Annotated in this window: 13 protein-coding genes and 1 riboswitch; of the genes, 4 read left to right on the plus strand and 9 right to left on the minus strand. The window is 67.9% G+C overall.

Annotated features, from left to right (window positions below; all coding sequences use genetic code 11):
- Positions 1-97: 97 nt before the first annotated feature.
- From K9U37_RS14480 to K9U37_RS14505, 6 genes are all read right to left on the minus strand, one after another.
- Complete coding sequence (locus tag K9U37_RS14480; protein ID WP_243072270.1) at positions 98-769, minus strand: sirohydrochlorin chelatase; 672 nt, start codon at positions 767-769, stop codon at positions 98-100.
- The gene (locus tag K9U37_RS14485; protein ID WP_243072271.1) at positions 766-1911 is read right to left on the minus strand and encodes a uroporphyrinogen-III synthase; all 1146 of its coding nucleotides are present in this window, start codon (positions 1909-1911) and stop codon (positions 766-768) included. The genes K9U37_RS14480 and K9U37_RS14485 overlap by 4 nt, the downstream gene beginning before the upstream one ends.
- Positions 1883-2242, minus strand: coding sequence for a nitrite reductase small subunit NirD (nirD, locus tag K9U37_RS14490; protein ID WP_243073385.1), 360 nt, complete (start codon positions 2240-2242; stop codon positions 1883-1885). Before nirD ends, K9U37_RS14485 begins: the two co-directional genes overlap by 29 nt.
- A gap of 55 nt (positions 2243-2297) precedes the next feature.
- Positions 2298-4820, minus strand: a complete 2523-nt coding sequence (nirB, locus tag K9U37_RS14495; RefSeq protein ID WP_243072272.1) for a nitrite reductase large subunit NirB — start codon at positions 4818-4820, stop codon at positions 2298-2300.
- The gene (locus tag K9U37_RS14500; RefSeq protein ID WP_243072273.1) at positions 4817-6274 is read right to left on the minus strand and encodes a nitrate/nitrite transporter; all 1458 of its coding nucleotides are present in this window, start codon (positions 6272-6274) and stop codon (positions 4817-4819) included. Before K9U37_RS14500 ends, nirB begins: the two co-directional genes overlap by 4 nt.
- Before the next feature lie 98 nt (positions 6275-6372).
- Positions 6373-10080 (minus strand): bifunctional nitrate reductase/sulfite reductase flavoprotein subunit alpha, encoded by a 3708-nt coding sequence (locus K9U37_RS14505; protein WP_243072274.1) that lies wholly within the window; start codon positions 10078-10080, stop codon positions 6373-6375.
- Between the two features lie 130 nt (positions 10081-10210).
- Between K9U37_RS14505 and K9U37_RS14510 the strand changes: the two genes are divergently transcribed.
- On the plus strand, positions 10211-10822 hold the full coding sequence (locus tag K9U37_RS14510) for a TetR/AcrR family transcriptional regulator (RefSeq protein ID WP_243072275.1): 612 nt from the start codon (positions 10211-10213) through the stop codon (positions 10820-10822).
- On the plus strand, positions 10812-11126 hold the full coding sequence (locus K9U37_RS14515) for a hypothetical protein (RefSeq protein WP_243073499.1): 315 nt from the start codon (positions 10812-10814) through the stop codon (positions 11124-11126). Before K9U37_RS14510 ends, K9U37_RS14515 begins: the two co-directional genes overlap by 11 nt.
- An 81-nt stretch (positions 11127-11207) precedes the next feature.
- Here the strand turns inward: K9U37_RS14515 and ilvA are convergent, their stop codons facing one another.
- From ilvA to K9U37_RS14530, 3 genes are all read right to left on the minus strand, one after another.
- Positions 11208-12488, minus strand: a complete 1281-nt coding sequence (gene ilvA, locus K9U37_RS14520) for a threonine ammonia-lyase IlvA (protein ID WP_243072269.1) — start codon at positions 12486-12488, stop codon at positions 11208-11210.
- Between the two features lie 15 nt (positions 12489-12503).
- On the minus strand, positions 12504-15287 hold the full coding sequence (locus tag K9U37_RS14525) for a cation-transporting P-type ATPase (protein ID WP_243072276.1): 2784 nt from the start codon (positions 15285-15287) through the stop codon (positions 12504-12506).
- 141 nt (positions 15288-15428) lie between these two features.
- On the minus strand, positions 15429-16106 hold the full coding sequence (locus tag K9U37_RS14530; protein WP_243072277.1) for an energy-coupling factor ABC transporter permease: 678 nt from the start codon (positions 16104-16106) through the stop codon (positions 15429-15431).
- 102 nt (positions 16107-16208) lie between these two features.
- Positions 16209-16424: riboswitch (cobalamin riboswitch) on the minus strand.
- A 77-nt stretch (positions 16425-16501) separates the two neighbouring features.
- On the opposite strand from K9U37_RS14530, the gene K9U37_RS14535 reads away from it, so the two are divergent.
- Positions 16502-17047, plus strand: coding sequence for a TetR-like C-terminal domain-containing protein (locus K9U37_RS14535; RefSeq protein ID WP_243072278.1), 546 nt, complete (start codon positions 16502-16504; stop codon positions 17045-17047).
- 102 nt (positions 17048-17149) lie between these two features.
- Entirely contained in the window at positions 17150-18688 is a 1539-nt protein-coding gene (locus K9U37_RS14540) for an MFS transporter (protein ID WP_243072279.1), read from the plus strand.

An 18688-nucleotide genomic window follows, 5' to 3' on the forward strand; every position in this document is an offset into this window, starting at 1 on the left:
CCTGGCGGTCGGTCGGCGCCCTCTGTGCCGCCCGCGGCCATGTACCGATCCGCGTGATCCCGGACGAAGTCCGACGGGCTCGGCTCGAATTCTCCAGTCATTGGCATGACACCGAGGCTACGTGCGCGAACCGGTCGGCCAACAGTGCCACGAGCCGCGGATCAGCGCCCAGCGGTCGGGTCACCGCATCGGCTCCGCAGTCGCCGAGCCGGTTGTGGAAGATGCCCGGCGCCAGGAGGTGGGACGCGACGACGACGCGCCGTCCCGAGCGCTTCAGGGCTCCGACGACATCGCAGACCTTCAGAGCGCCGGTGGCGACGAAGCCGAGGTGTACTTCTCCGACGAGATCGGCCAGCAGCCTGCCCGCGCTGTGCAGGTCGCGATGCGCGTCGGGATCCGACGACCCGGCGGCCGCCATCACCACCGCGTCGCCGGGCTCCCAGCCCACCTCGAGCAGCCGGGCCAGCATCACCTCGGCGATGGCCGGGTCAGGTCCCAGCGCGCGGGTGATGACGGCCGAGGCGTGCCCGCTCTCGCGGACGCGGGCCGGCAGGTCGGTGTTGACGTGATAGCCCGATGCCAGGAACGCCGGCACCACCGTCGCCGGCCCGGACAGCCCGGCCAGGACCTCACGCGGATTGGGTCTCAGCACGTCGACGAAGGCGGTGTGCACCGGTCCAACCTGCTCTGCGACCGCCGCCGCGATCTCGGTGATCGTGGCAAGGCCTTCGGGGCGCCGGGTGCCGTGGGCGACCAGGACGAGCGTCATGAGGCCGCCGGATCGAGTGCGAGCCGGTAGCCGCGCTTGACCACGGTCTGGACCACACGCGGCGCCTGCAGCGCCGAGCGCAGCCTGGCCATGGCCATCTCCACGGCATGCGTGTCACCACCGCCGCCGGGCAGCTCGGCGAGCAGCTCCTCACGCGAGACCACCCGGCCCGGGTGCACGAGCAGCCTGCGCAGCAGCGCCATCGCGGCCGGCGGCAGAGCCTTGACGGCGCCGTCCACCTCGACGCTGGTGCTACGCACCACGATGTCGTGACCGCCTGCGTTGTATTGCCTTGCCCGCCTTGGCAATTCGTCGGTAATCAGCCGGGCCAGCGCACCCAACCGGTACCGGACCGGATGGTGTGCGCCGATGTCGAGCCTGCGCAGCGGCATCGAGGTCACCGGTCCGACGCAGTACACCCCGACCTCGCTGCGCAGGGCGGTGACCAGCGCGTCGAGAACACCGAGGGCTTTGGCGCGCTGAAGTACCGACGCTACGGCCGGCGCGCTGGTGAAGCTGACCGCGTCGAATTCCGCATCGACGATCATCCCGATGATGTTGTCCAGCTGCCGCGAGTCGGCCGGGGGCTCCCATCGGTACACCGGGACTTTGATCACCTGCGCTCCCGCGCGGGTGATCAAGTCGCAGATGTCGGTGTCGGGTTCCCACTCGCTGGCCGCCCCGTGCAGCTGCACGGCGATCCGCAACCCCTCGACGCCGTCGGCCAACAGCCGCTGCAGCACCTCGGCCGAGGACTCCGACTCCGGGCTCCACTGTTCGCACAGTCCGGCTTGTCGCACCGCTCCGCGTGCCTTGGGGCCACGGGCCACGATCCGTGTCGAGGCCAGCGCGCCGAGCAGTTCGTCGGCCACATCCCAGCCGTGGGCGGCCTCGATCCAGCCGCGAAAGCCGATGCCGGTGGTCACCACGAGCAGATCCGGCGGGTCGTCAACGAGTTGTTCGGTGACCCGGCGCAATTCGACGTCATCGGCCAGGGGGACGATCCGGATTGCCGGCGCGTGCACCACCGTGGCGCCGCGGCGCTCGAGCAGCGCGACGAGTTCCTCGGCACGGCGCGCGGCGGTCACGGCGACGGTGAACCCGCTCAGCGGTTCAGCGACTTCTGATCTCGACGAATCCATCGACCACCCTGACGTCGTAGACCGGCAGGGTGTACGCCTCGTCGTCGAAGCACCGACCGTCGGCTAGCGAGAAGACCTGTTTGAGCAGGGGTGAGGCCACCGTCGGCTCACCGTGCCGATCCCCGACGATGCCGCGCGACATCACCGCGGCCCGGCCGAACGGATCGATGTTGCCCACCGCGGCCAGCGTGCCGTCCGGCAGCCGGAACAGCGCCGCCTGCCCGCCGTCGGGCAACAGCACCGCAACACCGCGGCCCGGCAACAACGAGCTCAGCGGGCAGGCCGGCGTCCAGCCGGCCAGCTCCACCGCGACATCGGAAAGAATCGTCATCGTCATGTGTTCACACCCCTTGTTGACTTGATAGAGGGACGGTGTTTCGCAACCGTTACGGGCGCTTTGCCGCCGGGTTCCCGGTACCTGGGAAGCCCAGCAGGACGGGCGTCTTGCGGGGCCCGCGGTCGTCGAACACTACGGTGGGATCCGGCTGTTCCGGTGCGTTGACGAACGACACGAACCGGGACAGCTTCTCCTCGTCGGCCAGCACGCCCGCCCATTCGTCGTGGTAGCCCTCGACATGCCGCGCCATCGCGGCCTCGAGCTCGGCGCCGATGCCGAGGGAGTCCATGCACACCACATCGCGAATGTGGTCCAGTCCACCTTCGATGGTCTCCTGCCAGACCGCGGTGCGCTGCAGCCGATCGGCGGTGCGGATGTAGAACATCAGGTAGCGGTCGATGTACCGGACCAGGGTGGCCGAATCGAGATCCCCGGCCAGCAGTTGCGCGTGTTTCGGGGTGGCCCCGCCGTTGCCGCCGACGTAGAGGTTCCAGCCCTTCTCCGTCGCGATCACGCCGACGTCCTTGCCGCGGGCCTCGGCGCATTCGCGTTGGCAGCCCGACACTCCCATCTTGATCTTGTGCGGTGCGCGCAGACCGCGATAGCGCAGTTCGAGATCGACGGCCATGGCCACCGAGTCCTGCACCCCGTAGCGACACCAGGTCGAGCCGACGCAGCTCTTCACCGTGCGCAGCGCCTTGCCGTAGGCGTGCCCCGACTCCATGCCGGCGTCGATGAGCCGCTTCCAGATCAGCGGCAGTTGTTCGACCCGCGCCCCGAACAGGTCGATGCGCTGGCCGCCGGTGATCTTCGTGTAGAGACCGAACTCTTGCGCCACCTCGGCGATGGCGATCAGCTTCTCCGGGGTGACCTCGCCCCCGGGCAGCCGCGGCACCACCGAATAGGTGCCGTTGCGCTGCATGTTGGCCAGGAAGTGGTCGTTGGTGTCCTGCAGTGCGGCCGCCTCACCGTCGAGGATGTGGTCCGACGAGGTGGAGGCCAGGATGGAGGCGACCACGGGTTTGCATATGTCGCAACCACTTCCGGTGCCGTAGCCGTCGATCAGGGCCGAGAAGGTTCGGATTCCGACGGCTTCGACGATCTCGAAGAGCTCGACGCGGGTCTGGGTGAAGTGTTCGCAGAGCGCCTTGGAGGTCTGTACACCTTGGGCTTCCAGCAGGCGCTTGAGCATCGGGACGCAGCTGCCGCACGACGTCCCGGCCGCGGTGGCGCTCTTGATGGCCGGGACGTCGTGGGCGCCGGATGCGACCGCGCGACAGATGGCGCTCTTCGACACCGAATTGCAGGAGCAGATCAGCGCCTCGTCGGGCAGGGCGCCGAGGCCGATCTCGGCACCAGCGGGCGCGATCAAGGAGGCCGGGTCGGCCGGCAGTGGACGTCCCACGAGCGGCCGCAGCGTTCCGTACGCCGTTGCATCCCCGACCAGAACCCCACCCAGCAGCGTCGAAACGTCGTCGGAGACGACGAGTTTGGCGTAGGTCTGCTTGGCAGCGTCGTTGAGGACCACCTCCAGCGCGCCGGGCGTGGTGGCGTGGGCATCACCGAAACTCGCAACGTCGACGCCGAGCAGCTTGAGCTTCGTCGACAGGTCGGCACCCGGGAACTCGGCGGTGCCGCCGAGCAGCCGGTCGGCCACCACCTCGGCCATGACGTTTCCGGGCGCGACCAGCCCATAGCACCGGCCCTCCACCGCGGCCACTTCGCCGATCGCGTAGACATTGGGATCGGCTGTCGCACAACTTATATCGGTCATCACCCCGCCGCGCTCGGCGATCTCCAGGCCGCACGAACGGGCCAGTTCGTCACGCGGTCGCACGCCGGCGGCGAACACCACGACGGCCGCGTCGACCTGCTGGCCGTCGGACAGCGACACGACCGCCCGGTCGCCGTGGTGGAGGATCGCCTCGGTGGACACCTCGGTGTGCACGGCGATGCCCAGGTCGGCGACGAGCCGGTTGAGTAGCGCCCCCCCGCCCTCGTCGACCTGAAGCGGCATCAGACGCGGCGAACGCTCTACGATATTGGGCGTTAATCCCAGTAGCCGCAAAGCGTTTGCAGCCTCCAGGCCCAGCAGACCGCCTCCGACGACCACGCCGGCTGCGTGGGCGCCGGCCGATTCCGACGCCGCCCGGATGGCGTCGAGATCGTCCATCGTGCGGTAGACGAAGCAGCGCTCACCATCCGCGCCGGGGATCGGCGGCACGAACGGGCTCGACCCGGTGGCCAGCACCAGGGCGTCGTACTGCACGGTGGCGCCGCCCGAGGTGCGAACCAGCCGAGCCCCCCGGTCGATGGCAACGGCGCCTTCGCCGATGCACACCTCCACCAGATCGTCTTCGGCATAGTCGTTTCCGGGCAACGCCAGCTGAGTTCGGTCCCAGCCGCCGACATAGGACGAGAGTGCGACCCTGTCGTAGGCCGCCGCAGGCTCCTCGCAGAGCACCACGACCCGCCAGCATCCGTCGCGGTCGCGGTCGCGCAGCGCCTCGACAAAGCGGTGTCCCACCATCCCGTGACCGACCACCACGACGGTCTTCGGCGCGGCGCTCATGCCGCTGCTGCGGCGCTGCTGACCGCGGGGTTGTCCGACATCAAGGACGGCGCCCGCGTCGGGGTCCGCACATAGGCCACCCAGGTGACGACCGCGCACAGCAGGTAGAAGACCAGGAACACCCAGAACGCCGCCGTCGCCGACTTCGCCGCCGACACGTAGGAGGCCCGCAGTGCGATGTTGACGCCGACTCCGCCTAGGGCCCCGATGGCCGCGGCGATGCCGATGAGTGCCCCGGACATCCGCTGCGACCAGGCGCTCTGCTGCTGCGGGCTCAGCTCCCCCATGGTGCGCGACTTCGCGGCGAAGATCGACGGGATCATCTTGTAGGTCGAGCCGTTGCCCATGCCGGACAACACGAACAGCGCGATGAACCCACCGATCATGGCCGCCAGCAGCCCGCCCGATGCCGGTCCGGGCCGGGCGTCGTCGATGGTGCTGGCGGCAACCAGCCAGCTGGCCGCCAAGATCATCGCGACGAACGTGTACAGCGTCACTCGGCCACCGCCCACGCGGTCGGACAGCCAGCCGCCCAGCGGCCGGGACAACGAGCCCAGAACCGGGCCGACGAAGGCGATCTGGGCGGCGTGCAGGGATGCCTGCGCCGTCATCGCCGCGGTGACCGGACCGCCGTGGGACGCACTGGCCAGGAAGTTCATCTGGAGCACCTGGCCGAAGGCGAACCCGAATCCGATGAACGAGCCGAACGTTCCGATGTACAGCAGGGCGATTAGCCAGGCGTCGCGGTAGGCGCAGACCTCGATCATCGACCTGGCGTCGGTGTGCTGGTTGGTGAGGTTGTTCATGAACATCGCGGCACCGAGCGCGGCCACGGCGATGAGCACCAGGTACACCGCGCACACCAGGTGTGGTGACCGATTGCCCGCGGTGGCGATGACCAGCAGCCCGATGATCTGGATGACCGCGACGCCGATGTTCCCGCCGCCGGCGTTGAGGCCCAGCGCCCAGCCCTTGTGCCGCTGCGGGTAGAAGGCGTTGATGTTGGCCATCGAGGACGCGAAGTTGCCGCCGCCTAAGCCGGCCAGCGCCGCAACGATCAGGAAGGTCGTGAACGACGTGCCCGGGTGGGCCATGAAGTACAGCGTGAGTGCGGTGGGGATCAGGAGCACGAGAGCGGCCATCACGGTCCAGTTGCGTCCGCCGAACTTCGCGACCGCGAAGGTGTAGGGGATGCGTAACACAGCACCCACGAGCGTGGGGACGGCGACGAGAAGGAACTTGCCCGCAGCGTCGATGTGGTAGACGGCCTGCGGCATGAACAGCACCATCACCGACCAGATAGACCACACCGAGAAGCCCACGTGCTCGGCGACGATCGACCAGATCAGGTTTCGCCGGGCGGTTGCGGCGCCGCCGTTGTTCCAGGCGGTGAGGTCCTCGGGATCCCAGTTGTCGATGTCGTGCGAGCTCTTTCGAGTCGTTGTGGTGTGCATGAATTCACGGTAGGAAATCATTGTTGCGCCTTGGCTTCCCGCGATGATCCCGGTGTCACAACATGCTCACACTGGCCTGCGCCCGGCCGTGAGGACGCTCAGTAGACGTCCCGCAGGTAGCGCTTCTCGGCGACGAGGTGGCGTTTGTATTCGTGAGCCTGCTCGGCGGAGAGGCGGCCGTGGGTGGCGATGATCGTCGTCAGCGCCGCGTCGACACCTCGGGCCATCGTAGTCGCGTCGCCGCAGACGTAGACCCCTGCACCGTCCTGCAGCCAGCTCCACAGTTGCGCACCGCGCTCAATCATTTTGTGCTGCACGTACACTCGCTGGTCCTGATCGCGGGAGAACGCCAGATCCAGGCGGGTGAGGAAGCGGTCGGCCACCATGTCGGACAGGTCGTCGCCGTAGTAGAAGTTCTCGGTCCGGTGCTGGTCGCCGAAGAACAGCCAGTTGCGTCCGGTGTGCCCGAGTGCGCAGCGATGCTGCAGGAAGCCGCGAAACGGTGCGATTCCGGTTCCGGCACCGATCATCACCATCGGTGTGGTGCCGTCGACGGGCGGGCGAAAGTTGGGCGAGGGCTGCAGGAACACCGGGGTGGCACCGGCCTCGGCGCGGTCGGCAAGGTAGGTCGAGCAGACCCCGCCGCGGACCACCGACACCGTCAGCTGCACCTCGTGCGGGCTGACCAGTGGGCTCGACGATATCGAGTACAGCCGCGGGGTCAGTCGCACCAGCACGTCGAGCCACTGTTCTGCGCTGGCGCGCACCGGAAATCGTCTGATCAGCTCGATCGGGTCGGCTGCCGCGTCCACCCCCGCAGGGAGCTCGGCCGCCCCAGTGAGGAAGGTGAGCAGATCGGGGGTGACCCGGCGGATGTCGAAGGCGTGGGTCAGCGCGTAGCGCAGCTCCGTCGGTTTTCCGTCGACCTCGACAGGGACGTCGCCGGACAACCCGGCGGCAGCCAGCCACGCCGCCACGTCGTCGGGCCTGTTCGCGGCGTAGACCCCGAGGGCATCGCCGACGCCGTAGTCCACGGCGTACTCGGAGATGTCGAAACCCAACTGGCGCACGTCCTTTGCCGCACTCGACGGGGTGAGCCTGATGTTGCGGCTCAGGCGCGCCTCGACGGGATTGGCACGACTGAACGGTGCCGCCTGCCGCGCAGGAGCTTCCGCCGGCGCATCGTTGCCCGTGACGGCAGCGACCACACTGTGCGACCAGTGTCCCAGCGCATCGTGGTCGCCGATCTCGCAGTCGCCACGGTCCAGCAGGCGGGTCGCGCCCAGCTCGGCCATCCGTGCGTCGAGCGACTTCGCGTGCCCGCAGAACTGGCCGTAGGAGCGGTCCCCGATGCCCAGCACCGCGAAACGGACTCCGTCGAGCACCGGTGCATCCGCTGCCCGCAGGCGATTCCAGAAGTCGATACCGTTGTCCGGCGGGTCGCCGTCGCCGAACGTGCTTGTCACGAGCAGCACGTCACGGGCGGCGAGCTGCTCGGGTGAACACGCCGACATGTCGGCCAGCCGGGCGTGGACACCGGCGTCGGCCAGCTGCGCCGCGAGTCGTCCGGCGAGTTCCTCGGAGTTGCCGGTCTGCGACGCCCACATCACCAGTGGCCCATGGTCATCGGCGTCGATCCGCACCGGGGCGCAGCTGGTGGGCCGGATTGCCGGCCCGACGGGCGAGATCCGTACCGCGCACACCTTGAGTTCCGGCTGCAGTGATTCGGGGTCCACCGCGTCACTGGTCAGCGCGTTGATCGTCAGCAGTTCGCCGTGTTCGTCGTTCCAGTGAAAGGGCGCAAAGCAGCTGCCGGCACGCACGCGGTCGCTCACCACCGCCGTCAGCACTGCACGACCCCGGCGGGTCTGCAGTTCGACCGACTGCCCCTGGCTGACCTCGAGTGTCTGCGCGTCATCGGGATGGATCTCGACGAACGGTTCGCCGGTCAATCTGGTCAGCTTGTCGACCCGTCCGGTCTTGGTCATGGTGTGCCACTGATGGGGTAGCCGACCGGTGTTGAGTACGAAAGGGTATTCGGCGTCCGGCATTTCGTGGGGCGGTAGATAGGGACGCGGGTGGAACACCGCCCGGCCCGACGGGGTGGCGAACGCCAGTCGCGGCGGTCGGCTGTCGTCGAGGTAGCGGATCGGGTGACGTTCGCTGTCATCGCCGGGCGGGCAGGGCCACTGCAGCGGCGCCCGCCGCAACCGGGTGTAGTCCGCTCCGCGGAGGTCGTAACCGGTTCTCGGGTTGGTGAATCCGCGGATCTCGTCGAAGATCTGCTCGCTCGACTCGTAATCGAAGTGCTCGCCGAAGCCCATCGCCGAAGCCACCTGGCAGATCAGTTGCCAGTCCGGGCGCGCCTGCCCCGGTGGGCGAACGCACTGCTGGGCCAGCGTGAGCGTGCGTTCGGAGTTCACCATCACTCCGTCAGATTCGCCCCACAGCGTCGCGGGCAACACGATGTCGGCGTACCGGTTGGTCGCGGTGTCACGATAGGTGTCCTGGGTGATAACCAGTTCGGCCGCCTCGAGGGCGGCAATGACGTTGGCGCGGTTGGGAACTGTCGCCACCGGGTTGGTGCAGATGATCCAGCAGGCCTTGATCTCCCCCGCGACCATCCGATCGAACAGGGCGATGGTGCCCGTACCGGGCTCGTCGCGAATCGTTCCGGGCTCCAGACCCCACCTGTCTTCGACGAAGGCGCGGTCGGACGCCGAGGTCGCCGAGCGCTGGCCGGGCAGCCCCGGCCCCAGGTAGCCCATCTCGCGCCCGCCCATCGCGTTGGGCTGACCCGTCAACGACATCGGCCCGCTGCCGGACCGGCAGATGGCGCCGGTGGCCAGGTGCAGATTGCAGATCGCGTTGGTGTTCCACGTGCCGTGGGTGCTCTGGTTGGCCCCCATCGTCCAGCAGGTCATCCACTCCCGGGCCTCGGCGATCATGGCGGCGGCGGTGCGAATGTCGAGTTCGGACAACCCGGTCAGCTCGGCTACCCGGGCCGGCGGATATCCGGCCAGGAACTCGGGCATGGCCTCCCACCCCTCGGCGTGCCGGGCGATGAAGTCGGCATCGATGTCGCCGGAGGCCACCAGAAGGTGCAACAGGCCGTTCAGCAGTACAAGGTCGGTGCCCGGCCTGATCTGGAGGAAGAGATCGGCCCGCTCGGCGGTGGCGGTGCGTCTCGGGTCGACCACGATGAGGTTCGCCCCCGCCCGCAGCCGATCGGCCATGCGCAGGAACAGAATCGGGTGACAGTCGGCCATGTTCGAGCCGATCACGAAAAACAAGTCGGCGCAGTCGAAGTCGTCGTAGGAGCCCGGCGGGCCGTCCGAGCCCAGTGACTGCTTGTAGCCGGATGCGGCACTGGCCATGCACAGCCGCGAGTTGGATTCGATGTTGGTCGTCCGGAGAAATCCCTTGGCGAGCTTGTTGGCCAGATACTGGGCTTCCATCGACATCTGCCCGGACACGTACAGCGCGATCGAATCTGGCCCGTGTTCGTCGTAAATCGCGCGTAACCGGCTGGCCACCAACGCCACAGCATCGTCGACCGGTTGGGCGACGAGCTGTGCACCCCTCGACGGGCGAACCAGAGCGTGGGTCAGCCGGCCGTCGGCCGAGCCGAGCATCTCGGCGTGGGTGGCCCCCTTGATGCACAGCCGCCCGCGATTGGCCGGGTGGTTGCGGTCACCGGTGACCCGGTCGATCACCGGGCCGGCCGGGCCGGGGCGGGTGTAGACCTCGATCCCGCAGCCGACCCCGCAGTACGAACACACCGTGCGGATGGGCTCAGACGTCACGACCCCACGCTGGCGTGCTGACGTTACCGATAGCACCGAGAGCCGTTATCGACGTGAAAAACCATGCTCACAGCGGCGAGCGCGGCGATGTGAGGCGGGATCGGCGCGGCCGGATGTAACACTTGTCAACATGGCAACCGCGTCCTACCACCACGGCAACCTGCGGCAGGCCCTGCTCGAGCATGGCGTCGAGCTGGCCCGTGCGGGCGGCCCCGACGCGGTGGTCCTGCGCGACGTGCAGAGGATGGCCGGGGTCAGCAACTCGGCCGCCTACCGCCACTATGCCGACCGGCATGCGTTGCTGGCCGCGGTGCAGCTCTACGGGATGGGCCGGCTGGGTGACGCAATGCTGGAATCACTGGCCAAGGTGCCCAACCACGGACCGCTCGCCGACCGGGCTCTGGCCCGGTTCCGGGCGACCGGACGGGCCTACATCGAGTTCGCGCTGACCGAACCCGGCCTGTTCCGCACCACGTTCGCGCCCAGCGGCCCGCATCCCGCCGACGAGACCGTGGACTCCGAGCGCCATCCGTTCCAAATCCTCAGCAGGTGTGTCGATGACCTGGTCAGCACCGGGGTGCTCACCGCGAGCCGCCGCGACGGCGTCGACGAATCAGCCTGGGCAGCCGTGCACGGACTGGCCACCTTGTTCCTCGACGGCCCCTTGGTGGCGGCCGACGCCGAGCGCAAGGCCCACCTCACCGACCGTCTGCTCGATCTCATCGCCGAAGGTGTCCGCTGAGCTAGCGACACGCCACCACCCCAATGGTGACAGCGTTAACTTCGGCTGTCATGCCTGCCGCGTCAATGTTGCTCTGCCAACGCTGAATTCGGCTCTCGGCGCCTCCACCCGCGGCCTGCAGTGGATCGTCGACGCCTACAACCTGGCCTTCGCCGCGCTGGTTCTGGCCGGCGGCACCCTCGGCGAGGAACCGGTCCGGGTGCCGGCGACCGGCGAGGTCCTGCTGGAGTGGGGCGGTGCTGATGTCCACGCCGACGGCGCCGAGCTCCCCGGCCATTCCGTGGTGATCGTCAAGTCCGGCTGAGCGGGTTGTCCTCGACTGTGGGCCTCCCGCAGGGATTTTCGCCAATTCCCCTGCAGGACACCCACGGTCGAGCGCCTGACGTCAAGTCAGATAGCGGTAGGCCGGTGACCCGGGCTCGAGGGGCTCCACGTGCAGCCCGGAGGCGTCCATCCGCCCGCGCAGTCCGTCGAGGTCGGCGGCAGAGCCGAGTTCGATACCGACCAGCGCCTCGCCGGTCTCGCGGTTGTTGCGCTTGACGTATTCGAACAGCGTGATGTCGTCATTGGGACCCAGCACCTCGTCGAGGAAGCGGCGCAGCGCACCGGGCTCCTGCGGGAAATCCACCAGGAAGTAGTGCTTGAGCCCGAGGTGCACCAGCGAACGCTCGAGCACCTCGCCGTAGCGCGACACGTCGTTGTTGCCGCCGGAGATCAGGCACACCACCACCGAGCCGGGGGCCACGTCGGCCTCCAGCAGTCCGGCCACCGATAGCGCGCCGGCGGGCTCGGCGATGATGCCCTCGTTCTGGTAGAGATCCAGCATCGCGGTGCAGACCGCGCCTTCGTCGACCGTGGTGACCGACACCATGTCACCGGCCGCTGCCAGCGCCTGGTAGGTCAGCGTGCCGGCCCGTTTCACCGCGGCGCCGTCGACGAACTGGTCGACATGGTCGAGGTCGACGGGCTCTCCCGCGGCAAGTGCGGCCATCATCGAGGCCGCACCGGCCGGTTCGATGCCCAGCACCGAGGTGTCGGTGGTGCGCGCGGCGAGGTAGGTGGTGATGCCCGCGACGCACCCGCCACCGCCGACCGGGACGACGACCAGGTCCGGTTCGCTGCCGAGCTGATCGAGGATCTCCACCGCGATGGTGCCCTGACCGGACATGGTGCGGGGATCGTCGTAGGGCGGGACCATGGTGGCGCCGGTGCGGGCGATGTCGTCGAGTGCCGCAGCGGCGGCCAGGTCGTAGGTCGCACCGCCGACGATCAGCTCGATGAACTCCCCGCCGTGGTAACGGATCCGGTCACGCTTCTGCTTGGGCGTCTTGGCCGGCACGTACACCCGCCCGTGCACACCCATCGACCGGCACGCCAGGGCGAAACCCTGGGCGTGGTTGCCGGCCGACGCGCACACCACACCGGCCCGAAGTTCGCCGTCGGACAGCTGCTTGAGCAGGTTGTAGGCGCCGCGCAGCTTATAGGACCGGACGGTCTGCAGGTCTTCGCGCTTGAGGTAGACCTCGGCTCCGGTGACCGCGGAGAGCCGGTCGCTGTGCTCCAGCGGGCTAACCGACACCAGATCCGAAATTCGCCGGGCAGCCTGGTCGATGTCAGCCGCGGTCAGCGGCGCTGACAGTCGGCTCTCGCTCAGTTCGGCGGACACCGAACAATGGTGCCACTACCAGCGCCGAATCAGGGAATCGGGGCTTGAGGACCAATGGCTCGTGCGCCGACGCCGTCGTCCCATCGACCGGTTCCGGCGAAGCCGCTTGTCGATCGCGACGACGATGCTGACGCCCACTGCGACGGCAAAGATCCGCGACCACGCGTCGGTGCTGATCGGCGCGGTGCCGAACACCGTATTCATCGCAGGCAGATAGGTCAGAGCCAGTTGCGCGGCGGCCTGGCCGGTCACCCCGACGAGGACCCAGCGGTTGGAGAGCAGACCGATGCGCCAGACGGAGTGGGTCAGCGATCGGCAGCTGAACAGATAGAACGCCTCGACCACGACAAAGAGGTTGACCGCCGAGGTGCGTGCTTCAGCCAAGCTGGCGCCATTGCCCAGTTCCCAGTTGAATATCCATCCCGCGCTGATCACCAGTAGGGCGGACACCAGCACGATCCGCACCACCAGGGCGCCAGTCAGCAACGGCTGGTCGGGATCGCGCGGCAGGCGCGCCATGATCCCGGGCTCTTTGGGCTCGAACGCGAGCATCAATCCGAGGGCGATGGCGGTCGTCATATTGATCCACAGGATCTGGGTGGGCAGGATGGGCAGGGTGGCTCCGGTTGCTATCGCGACCAGGATGACCAGACCTTCGCCGAGATTCGTGGGCAGGGTCCAGGTGATGAACTTGGTGAGGTTGTCGAAGACCCCCCGGCCCTCTTCGATCGCGGCCTCGATGGTGGCGAAATCATCGTCGGTCAGCACCATGTCGGCAGCGTCCTTGGCGACTTCCGTTCCGCTCCGCCCCATCGCCACACCGATGCTGGCCTGCCGCAGTGCCGGAGCGTCGTTGACACCGTCACCCGTCATCGCCACCACATGCCCTCTGCTTTGCAGCGCCTCCACCAGCCGCAACTTCTGCTCAGGAGACACCCTGGCGAAAACCTTGGCCCGCTCCGCCGCCGCGGAATACTGCTCAGCGCCGAAGCCAACCAGATCCGCGCCGGTCAGCACCACGCCCGGCATGTTGTCATCGTCGCCGAGAACACCGATGTCGGCGGCAACCGACGCCGCGGTGTTGGCGTGGTCACCGGTGATCATCTTGACCGCGATACCGGCGCTGTGACAGGCCGCCACAGCCGAGCTTGCGGCCGGCCTAGGCGGGTCGAGCATCGCTTGTAAGCCGGTGAACACCAACCCCTCCGGGATGGTGTCCGCGTGCAGCGCGTCGGGACCGACGCCGGAACGCAGGCCTGTCGCCAACACGCGCAGGCCTCGGGCGGTCAGTGTCTCGGCGGCGTGCATCACCACACTGCGCTGCAACGGCCGCAGGGTCCCGTCAGTGGCCATCTGCGACGTGCACAGGTCGAGCATGCGCTCCACCGAACCCTTCGCCAAAATCAGGTGGTCGTTTTGGCCGGACCGGTGCAGCGTGGCCATGTACTGGCGCTCGGAACTGAACGGAATGGCGTCCACCCGGGGACATTCCGCGGCGAAGCGATCCGGATCGAGGCCTGCCTTGACGGCAGCGACCCGCATGGCGCCCTCGGTGGGGTCACCCACCACGTCCCAACCCCCGCCGTCGTTGCTCAGCGCGGCATCGTTGCAACAGGCTCCGGCCAGCAGACACCAGCGCAGTGCGGCGTCCCCGCCGATCGGGACCTGCGCCCCGTGCCGATCGGAGATGAAGCCGTCGGGGGCATAGCCGGTCCCGGTTACGGTGAACGTGTTCTCCGGAGTCCAGATGGTCTGGACGGTCATCTGATTCTCGGTCAGCGTGCCGGTCTTGTCGGAGCAGATGACCGTTGTCCCGCCAAGAGTCTCGACCGCCGGCAAGCGCCGGATGACGGCGCCGCGCTTGGCCATTCGAGCCACACCGATCGCCAACGCAATGGTCACCGCGGCGGGCAGACCCTCCGGGATCGCACCGACCGCCAGCGCGATCGCGGCGGTGAAGGTGTCGACAGCGTCCTGCCGGCGGAGCAACCCCACCCCGAACGTCGCTGCGGCCAACGCAAGTATCGCGACGGTCAGTGTCTTGCTGAACTTCGCCAACTTCTCGGTCAACGGAGTCGTCGCAACGTCTGCGGCACCCACCAGACGGTGGATCTCCCCGAGTTCGGTCGCCGCACCCGTTGCCACGACGATTCCCGCGCCGCTGCCCGCGGTCGCGAAAGTGCCCGAGTACACCATGTTCCGCCGGTCAGCCACCGGCGTGTCGACGGGCAGGGCCACTTCGTCCTTGCGCACCGGCGCCGACTCGCCGGTTAGCGCAGATTCGTTGACCTTCAGATCGTGTTGGCGCACGAGCCGCAGGTCCGCCGGCACCTTGTCGCCAGCCTCCAACACCACCAGATCGCCGGGCACCAGATCCTCAGACGCCACAGCACGTTCCTGCGCCCCACGCACAACCCTCGCACTGGTGCGAACCAGGGACCGCAGGCTCTCCAGAGCGGCTTCGGCTTTCGATTCCTGAATGAAACCGACGGCCGCGTTGATCAAGACCACACCGAAGATCACCGACGAGTCGACGGGTTCCCGCAGTAATGCCGTTATCACACCGGCGGCAAGCAGGACATAGATCAGCGGATGGTGGAACTGCCGCAGGATTCGCAGCACCACCCCCTCGCCTTCCACCATTGGAAGACTGTTGGAGCCGAAGCGTTCTCGCCGCTCGTCTGCCTCGGCCTCGGACAGTCCGGAACTGAGGTCTGTCTCGAGTAGCAGCACCACCTCGTGAGCCGACAGACTGTGATGTTCCGCGTTGGTCAGTGTGGGCATGGCTGGGGCACTCATCTCACATGCGTCGGAGCTGGTGATGAATCCGACGCTAGATGACCCCGGCTCGCGGTGCAGGGGCCATACGTCCCTGGCAGAAGGAAGTTGGTCAGTTGTGCTGGCCATGACCCGCCGGCGCCAGACTCGGCCCGCCCCGGCTCAGGCCGGGTTGAGCAGGCGGGAATTCAGTAGCGCCGAGTCTTTCATCCGATGCAGGCCCTTGGCGGCTGCAAGGACACCGAGGTCGGCCAGCGGTTCGATGATGATCACCGTCATGTAAGCGGCGCCGAAGGTGGCGAGGCTTGCCACGGCTTGGCCGGAGAAGCCCTCACCATAGAGCGCCCAGAACGCCACCCATGTCACGATGCCGGCCTGATAGGTGGTCGACAGCGCCAGCGCCTGGCGGTAACGCAACGCGACGTAGGGAGTATGCGGTGCGATGACGCGGTTGGCGACGAGTTGCAGGGCGAACAGCGGCACCAGCAGCGTGGTGATGTTCATGCCGTACTGCGGCAGGTCGAACGGAGCGAAGAACAGGCCCTGGATCAGCAGACCCGAAGCCAGGCCGATCGCCGCGGGAGCAACACCGAACAGCAGGAACAGCGTCGAACCGAGAATTAGGTGTACCTCGGAGACCCCGACCGGATAGTGCGGGAACACCTGGAAGAAGGTGAACACCAGCGCCGTGGTGGCGGCCGTGCGCATCATCAGTGCGGAGATCCCGCGCTCCTTGATCAACTGCCACGCCGCGTATGCGCCGCAGAGGCCGGCCCCACCGGCGGTGAGGTAACTCAGGATGATCTTCGGACCTTCGACGATCCCCGGTTCGATGTGCATGGTCGATCCCCTTCAGGACGCAACAAGTGGTGCATCGCCCGAGAGGGTATGGCTCGTTGTCGCCACACACCCGATCCGCGAGGCGATGCGCCCCCGGGTGCGGCGCACCCGGCACAGCTGGCAGGTCTTCGGACTTACCGGCATGCACCTCTCGGTGCCCCTACTGGCCGTCGCTTCCCAGCCGCAAAAGTATTTCGCGTACCAGTGCCGATGACGGCGGTCGTTCCTGCATACCGCTGCGGGACAGTCCCGGATTCTCACCGGGTTCCCTCTCGCGATGTGCCAACGTCTCACATCACTCGATTCCGAGACGGGAACTCGCACCGTCCCGGAAAACCTGCTGCAACGAGCACACTACCTTCTGACGGACGATCCGCAATGAAACACTTGTCAAAATGGCGACCGCCTCCTACCACCACGGCAACCTGCGGCAGGCACTGCTCGAGCACGGGGTCGCATTGGCCCGCGCCGGCGGCCCCGATGCGGTGGTTCTGCATGACGTGCAGCGCCTGGCCGGGGTGAGCAACTCCGCCGCTTACCGGCACTATGCCGATCGGCAGGCGTTGCTCGCCGCGGTACGGAACTACAGCTTGACCCATCTGGGCGATGCGATGCTGACCGGAAAGGCCTACATCGAGTTCGCGCTGGCCGAACCCGGCCTGTTCCGCGCCGCGTTCGCGCCGGCCGGCCCGCACCCCGCCGACGAGACGGTCGACCCCGATCGGCATCCGTTCCAGATCCTCAGCGGGTGTGCCGACGATCTCGTCGCCACCGGTGTGCTCACCGCGAGCCGCCGGGACGGGCTCGACGAGGCGGCATGGGCCGCGGTCCACGGCCTGTCCACACTGTTCCTGGACGGCCTGCTGATGGCGGCCGATGCCGAACGCAAGGAACAGATCTCCGACCGTCTGCTCGATCTGATCGCCGAGGGCGTCCGCTGACCCCCTGGTGAGGGGACACGTCACGATCACCAATGTTGACAGTGTTAACTTACCCTGCCATGCTTGCCGATGTTACCGCCGTCAACATGAAAGGCGTCGCTCGTGACAACCGACACCCTCTCCCGGCCACGCACGCGACCGATCGCCATCCTCGCGGTGGTCCTGGTGGCCGCCCTGGCCATCAACGTCGAAACGACCATCGTCAATGTTGCTCTGCCGACACTGAATTCGACCCTGGGTGCCTCCACCCGCGGTCTGCAGTGGATCGTGGACGCTTACAACCTGGCGTTCGCTGCACTGGTGCTGGCCGGCGGCACCGTCGGTGACAAGTTCGGTCGCCGCGGAACGCTGATCACCGGGCTGGTGTTGTTCGCACTCACCTGCGTCGGGGCCGCCCTGTGCACCTCGACCGGCCCGCTGATCGGCATGCGCCTGGTGATGGGCGTCGCATCGGCGCTGATCTATCCCACGACGCTGGCGATCATCACCGACACCTTCCGCGACCCGCGGCAGCGCGCCGCCGCCATTGGCGTGTGGGGTGCGGTGACGGGTCTCGGCGTGGCCATCGGCCCGATCCTCGGCGGTGCGCTGCTCGAGTCGTTCTGGTGGGGCAGCCTGTTTCTCGCGCTGGTGCCCATCGCACTGCTGGCCGCCGTCGCAGCACCGATCCTCATCCCGGCGTCGACGCCGGACCGGCAGTCACGGCTCGACCGCGGCGGACTGGTGCTCTCCGTCGCCATGCTCGGCGCGCTGGTCTACACCCTCATCGAGGCGCCCACCCGCGGCTGGTCCAGCGCTCCGACGCTGGCCGGGTTCGCTGTCGCACTGGTCGCCGCTGTGACTTTCGCCTGGTGGGAGCGCCGGCATCCGGAACCGCTGATCGACGTCACGCTGTTCACCAACCTGCGGTTCAGCGCCGCCAGTGGCGCGGTCACGGTGGCGTTCTTCGCGCTCTTCGGGTTCATCTTCCTCATCACCCAGTTCATGCAACTGTTGCAGGGCTTCGGTCCGCTGGGCACCGGTGTGCGCATCCTGCCCGTGGCGTTGTCGATCGCGGTCGGCTCGGTGCTCGGCACCCGGCTCGCCGTGACCGGAATCGGCACCAAAGTGGTTGTGTTCGTGGGGCTTCTGATGCTCGCCGCCTCGTTCGCCTGGATCACGGTCATCGACTTGAGCGTCACCTACCCGGTGATGGCGATGCAGATGGTTCTTCTCGGCGGCGGGTTGGGCCTGACCACCGCACCGGCCACCGACTCGATCATGGGCGTCGTGCGCCCCGAGCAGGCCGGTGCGGGCTCGGCGGTAAACGACGCAACTCGTCAGGTCGGCGGGACGCTGGGCGTCGCGGTCATCGGGAGCATCTTCTCCACCCTGTACATCCGCCACCTCGGTGACAGCGCGGGGCTGGCGAACACGCCGCAGGCCGCGCAGTCGACCGCGCAGGAAGGCCTGGCGCAGGGTCTCGCGGTGGCCGCCCAGTCGCCCGCGCCGGTCGCCGGGGCGGTGCGCACCGCCGTCGACAACGCCTTCCTCGCCGGGATGCAGGCGGGCTGCCTCACCGCCGCCGCGGTCTGCCTGGTCGGGGCGTTCTTCGTGCTGGCGGTGCTGCCGGCGCATCCCGCCGAAGCGGTCGTGTCGTGA

Source organism: Candidatus Mycolicibacterium alkanivorans, from assembly GCF_022760805.1.
In the GTDB taxonomy this organism is placed as follows: domain Bacteria; phylum Actinomycetota; class Actinomycetes; order Mycobacteriales; family Mycobacteriaceae; genus Mycobacterium; species Mycobacterium alkanivorans.

What these genes read in the sequence shown, in the direction of transcription:
- K9U37_RS14535 (WP_243072278.1), top strand. Translation starts at nt 16,502, where the DNA reads ATGGCGACCGCCTCCTACCACCACGGCAACCTGCGGCAGGCACTGCTC.
- K9U37_RS14525 (WP_243072276.1), bottom strand. Translation starts at nt 15,287, where the DNA reads ATGAGTGCCCCAGCCATGCCCACACTGACCAACGCGGAACATCACAGT.
- nirB (WP_243072272.1), bottom strand. Translation starts at nt 4,820, where the DNA reads ATGAGCGCCGCGCCGAAGACCGTCGTGGTGGTCGGTCACGGGATGGTG.
- K9U37_RS14480 (WP_243072270.1), bottom strand. Translation starts at nt 769, where the DNA reads ATGACGCTCGTCCTGGTCGCCCACGGCACCCGGCGCCCCGAAGGCCTT.
- K9U37_RS14530 (WP_243072277.1), bottom strand. Translation starts at nt 16,106, where the DNA reads ATGCACATCGAACCGGGGATCGTCGAAGGTCCGAAGATCATCCTGAGT.
- nirD (WP_243073385.1), bottom strand. Translation starts at nt 2,242, where the DNA reads ATGACGATTCTTTCCGATGTCGCGGTGGAGCTGGCCGGCTGGACGCCG.
- K9U37_RS14510 (WP_243072275.1), top strand. Translation starts at nt 10,211, where the DNA reads ATGGCAACCGCGTCCTACCACCACGGCAACCTGCGGCAGGCCCTGCTC.
- K9U37_RS14500 (WP_243072273.1), bottom strand. Translation starts at nt 6,274, where the DNA reads ATGCACACCACAACGACTCGAAAGAGCTCGCACGACATCGACAACTGG.
- K9U37_RS14485 (WP_243072271.1), bottom strand. Translation starts at nt 1,911, where the DNA reads ATGGATTCGTCGAGATCAGAAGTCGCTGAACCGCTGAGCGGGTTCACC.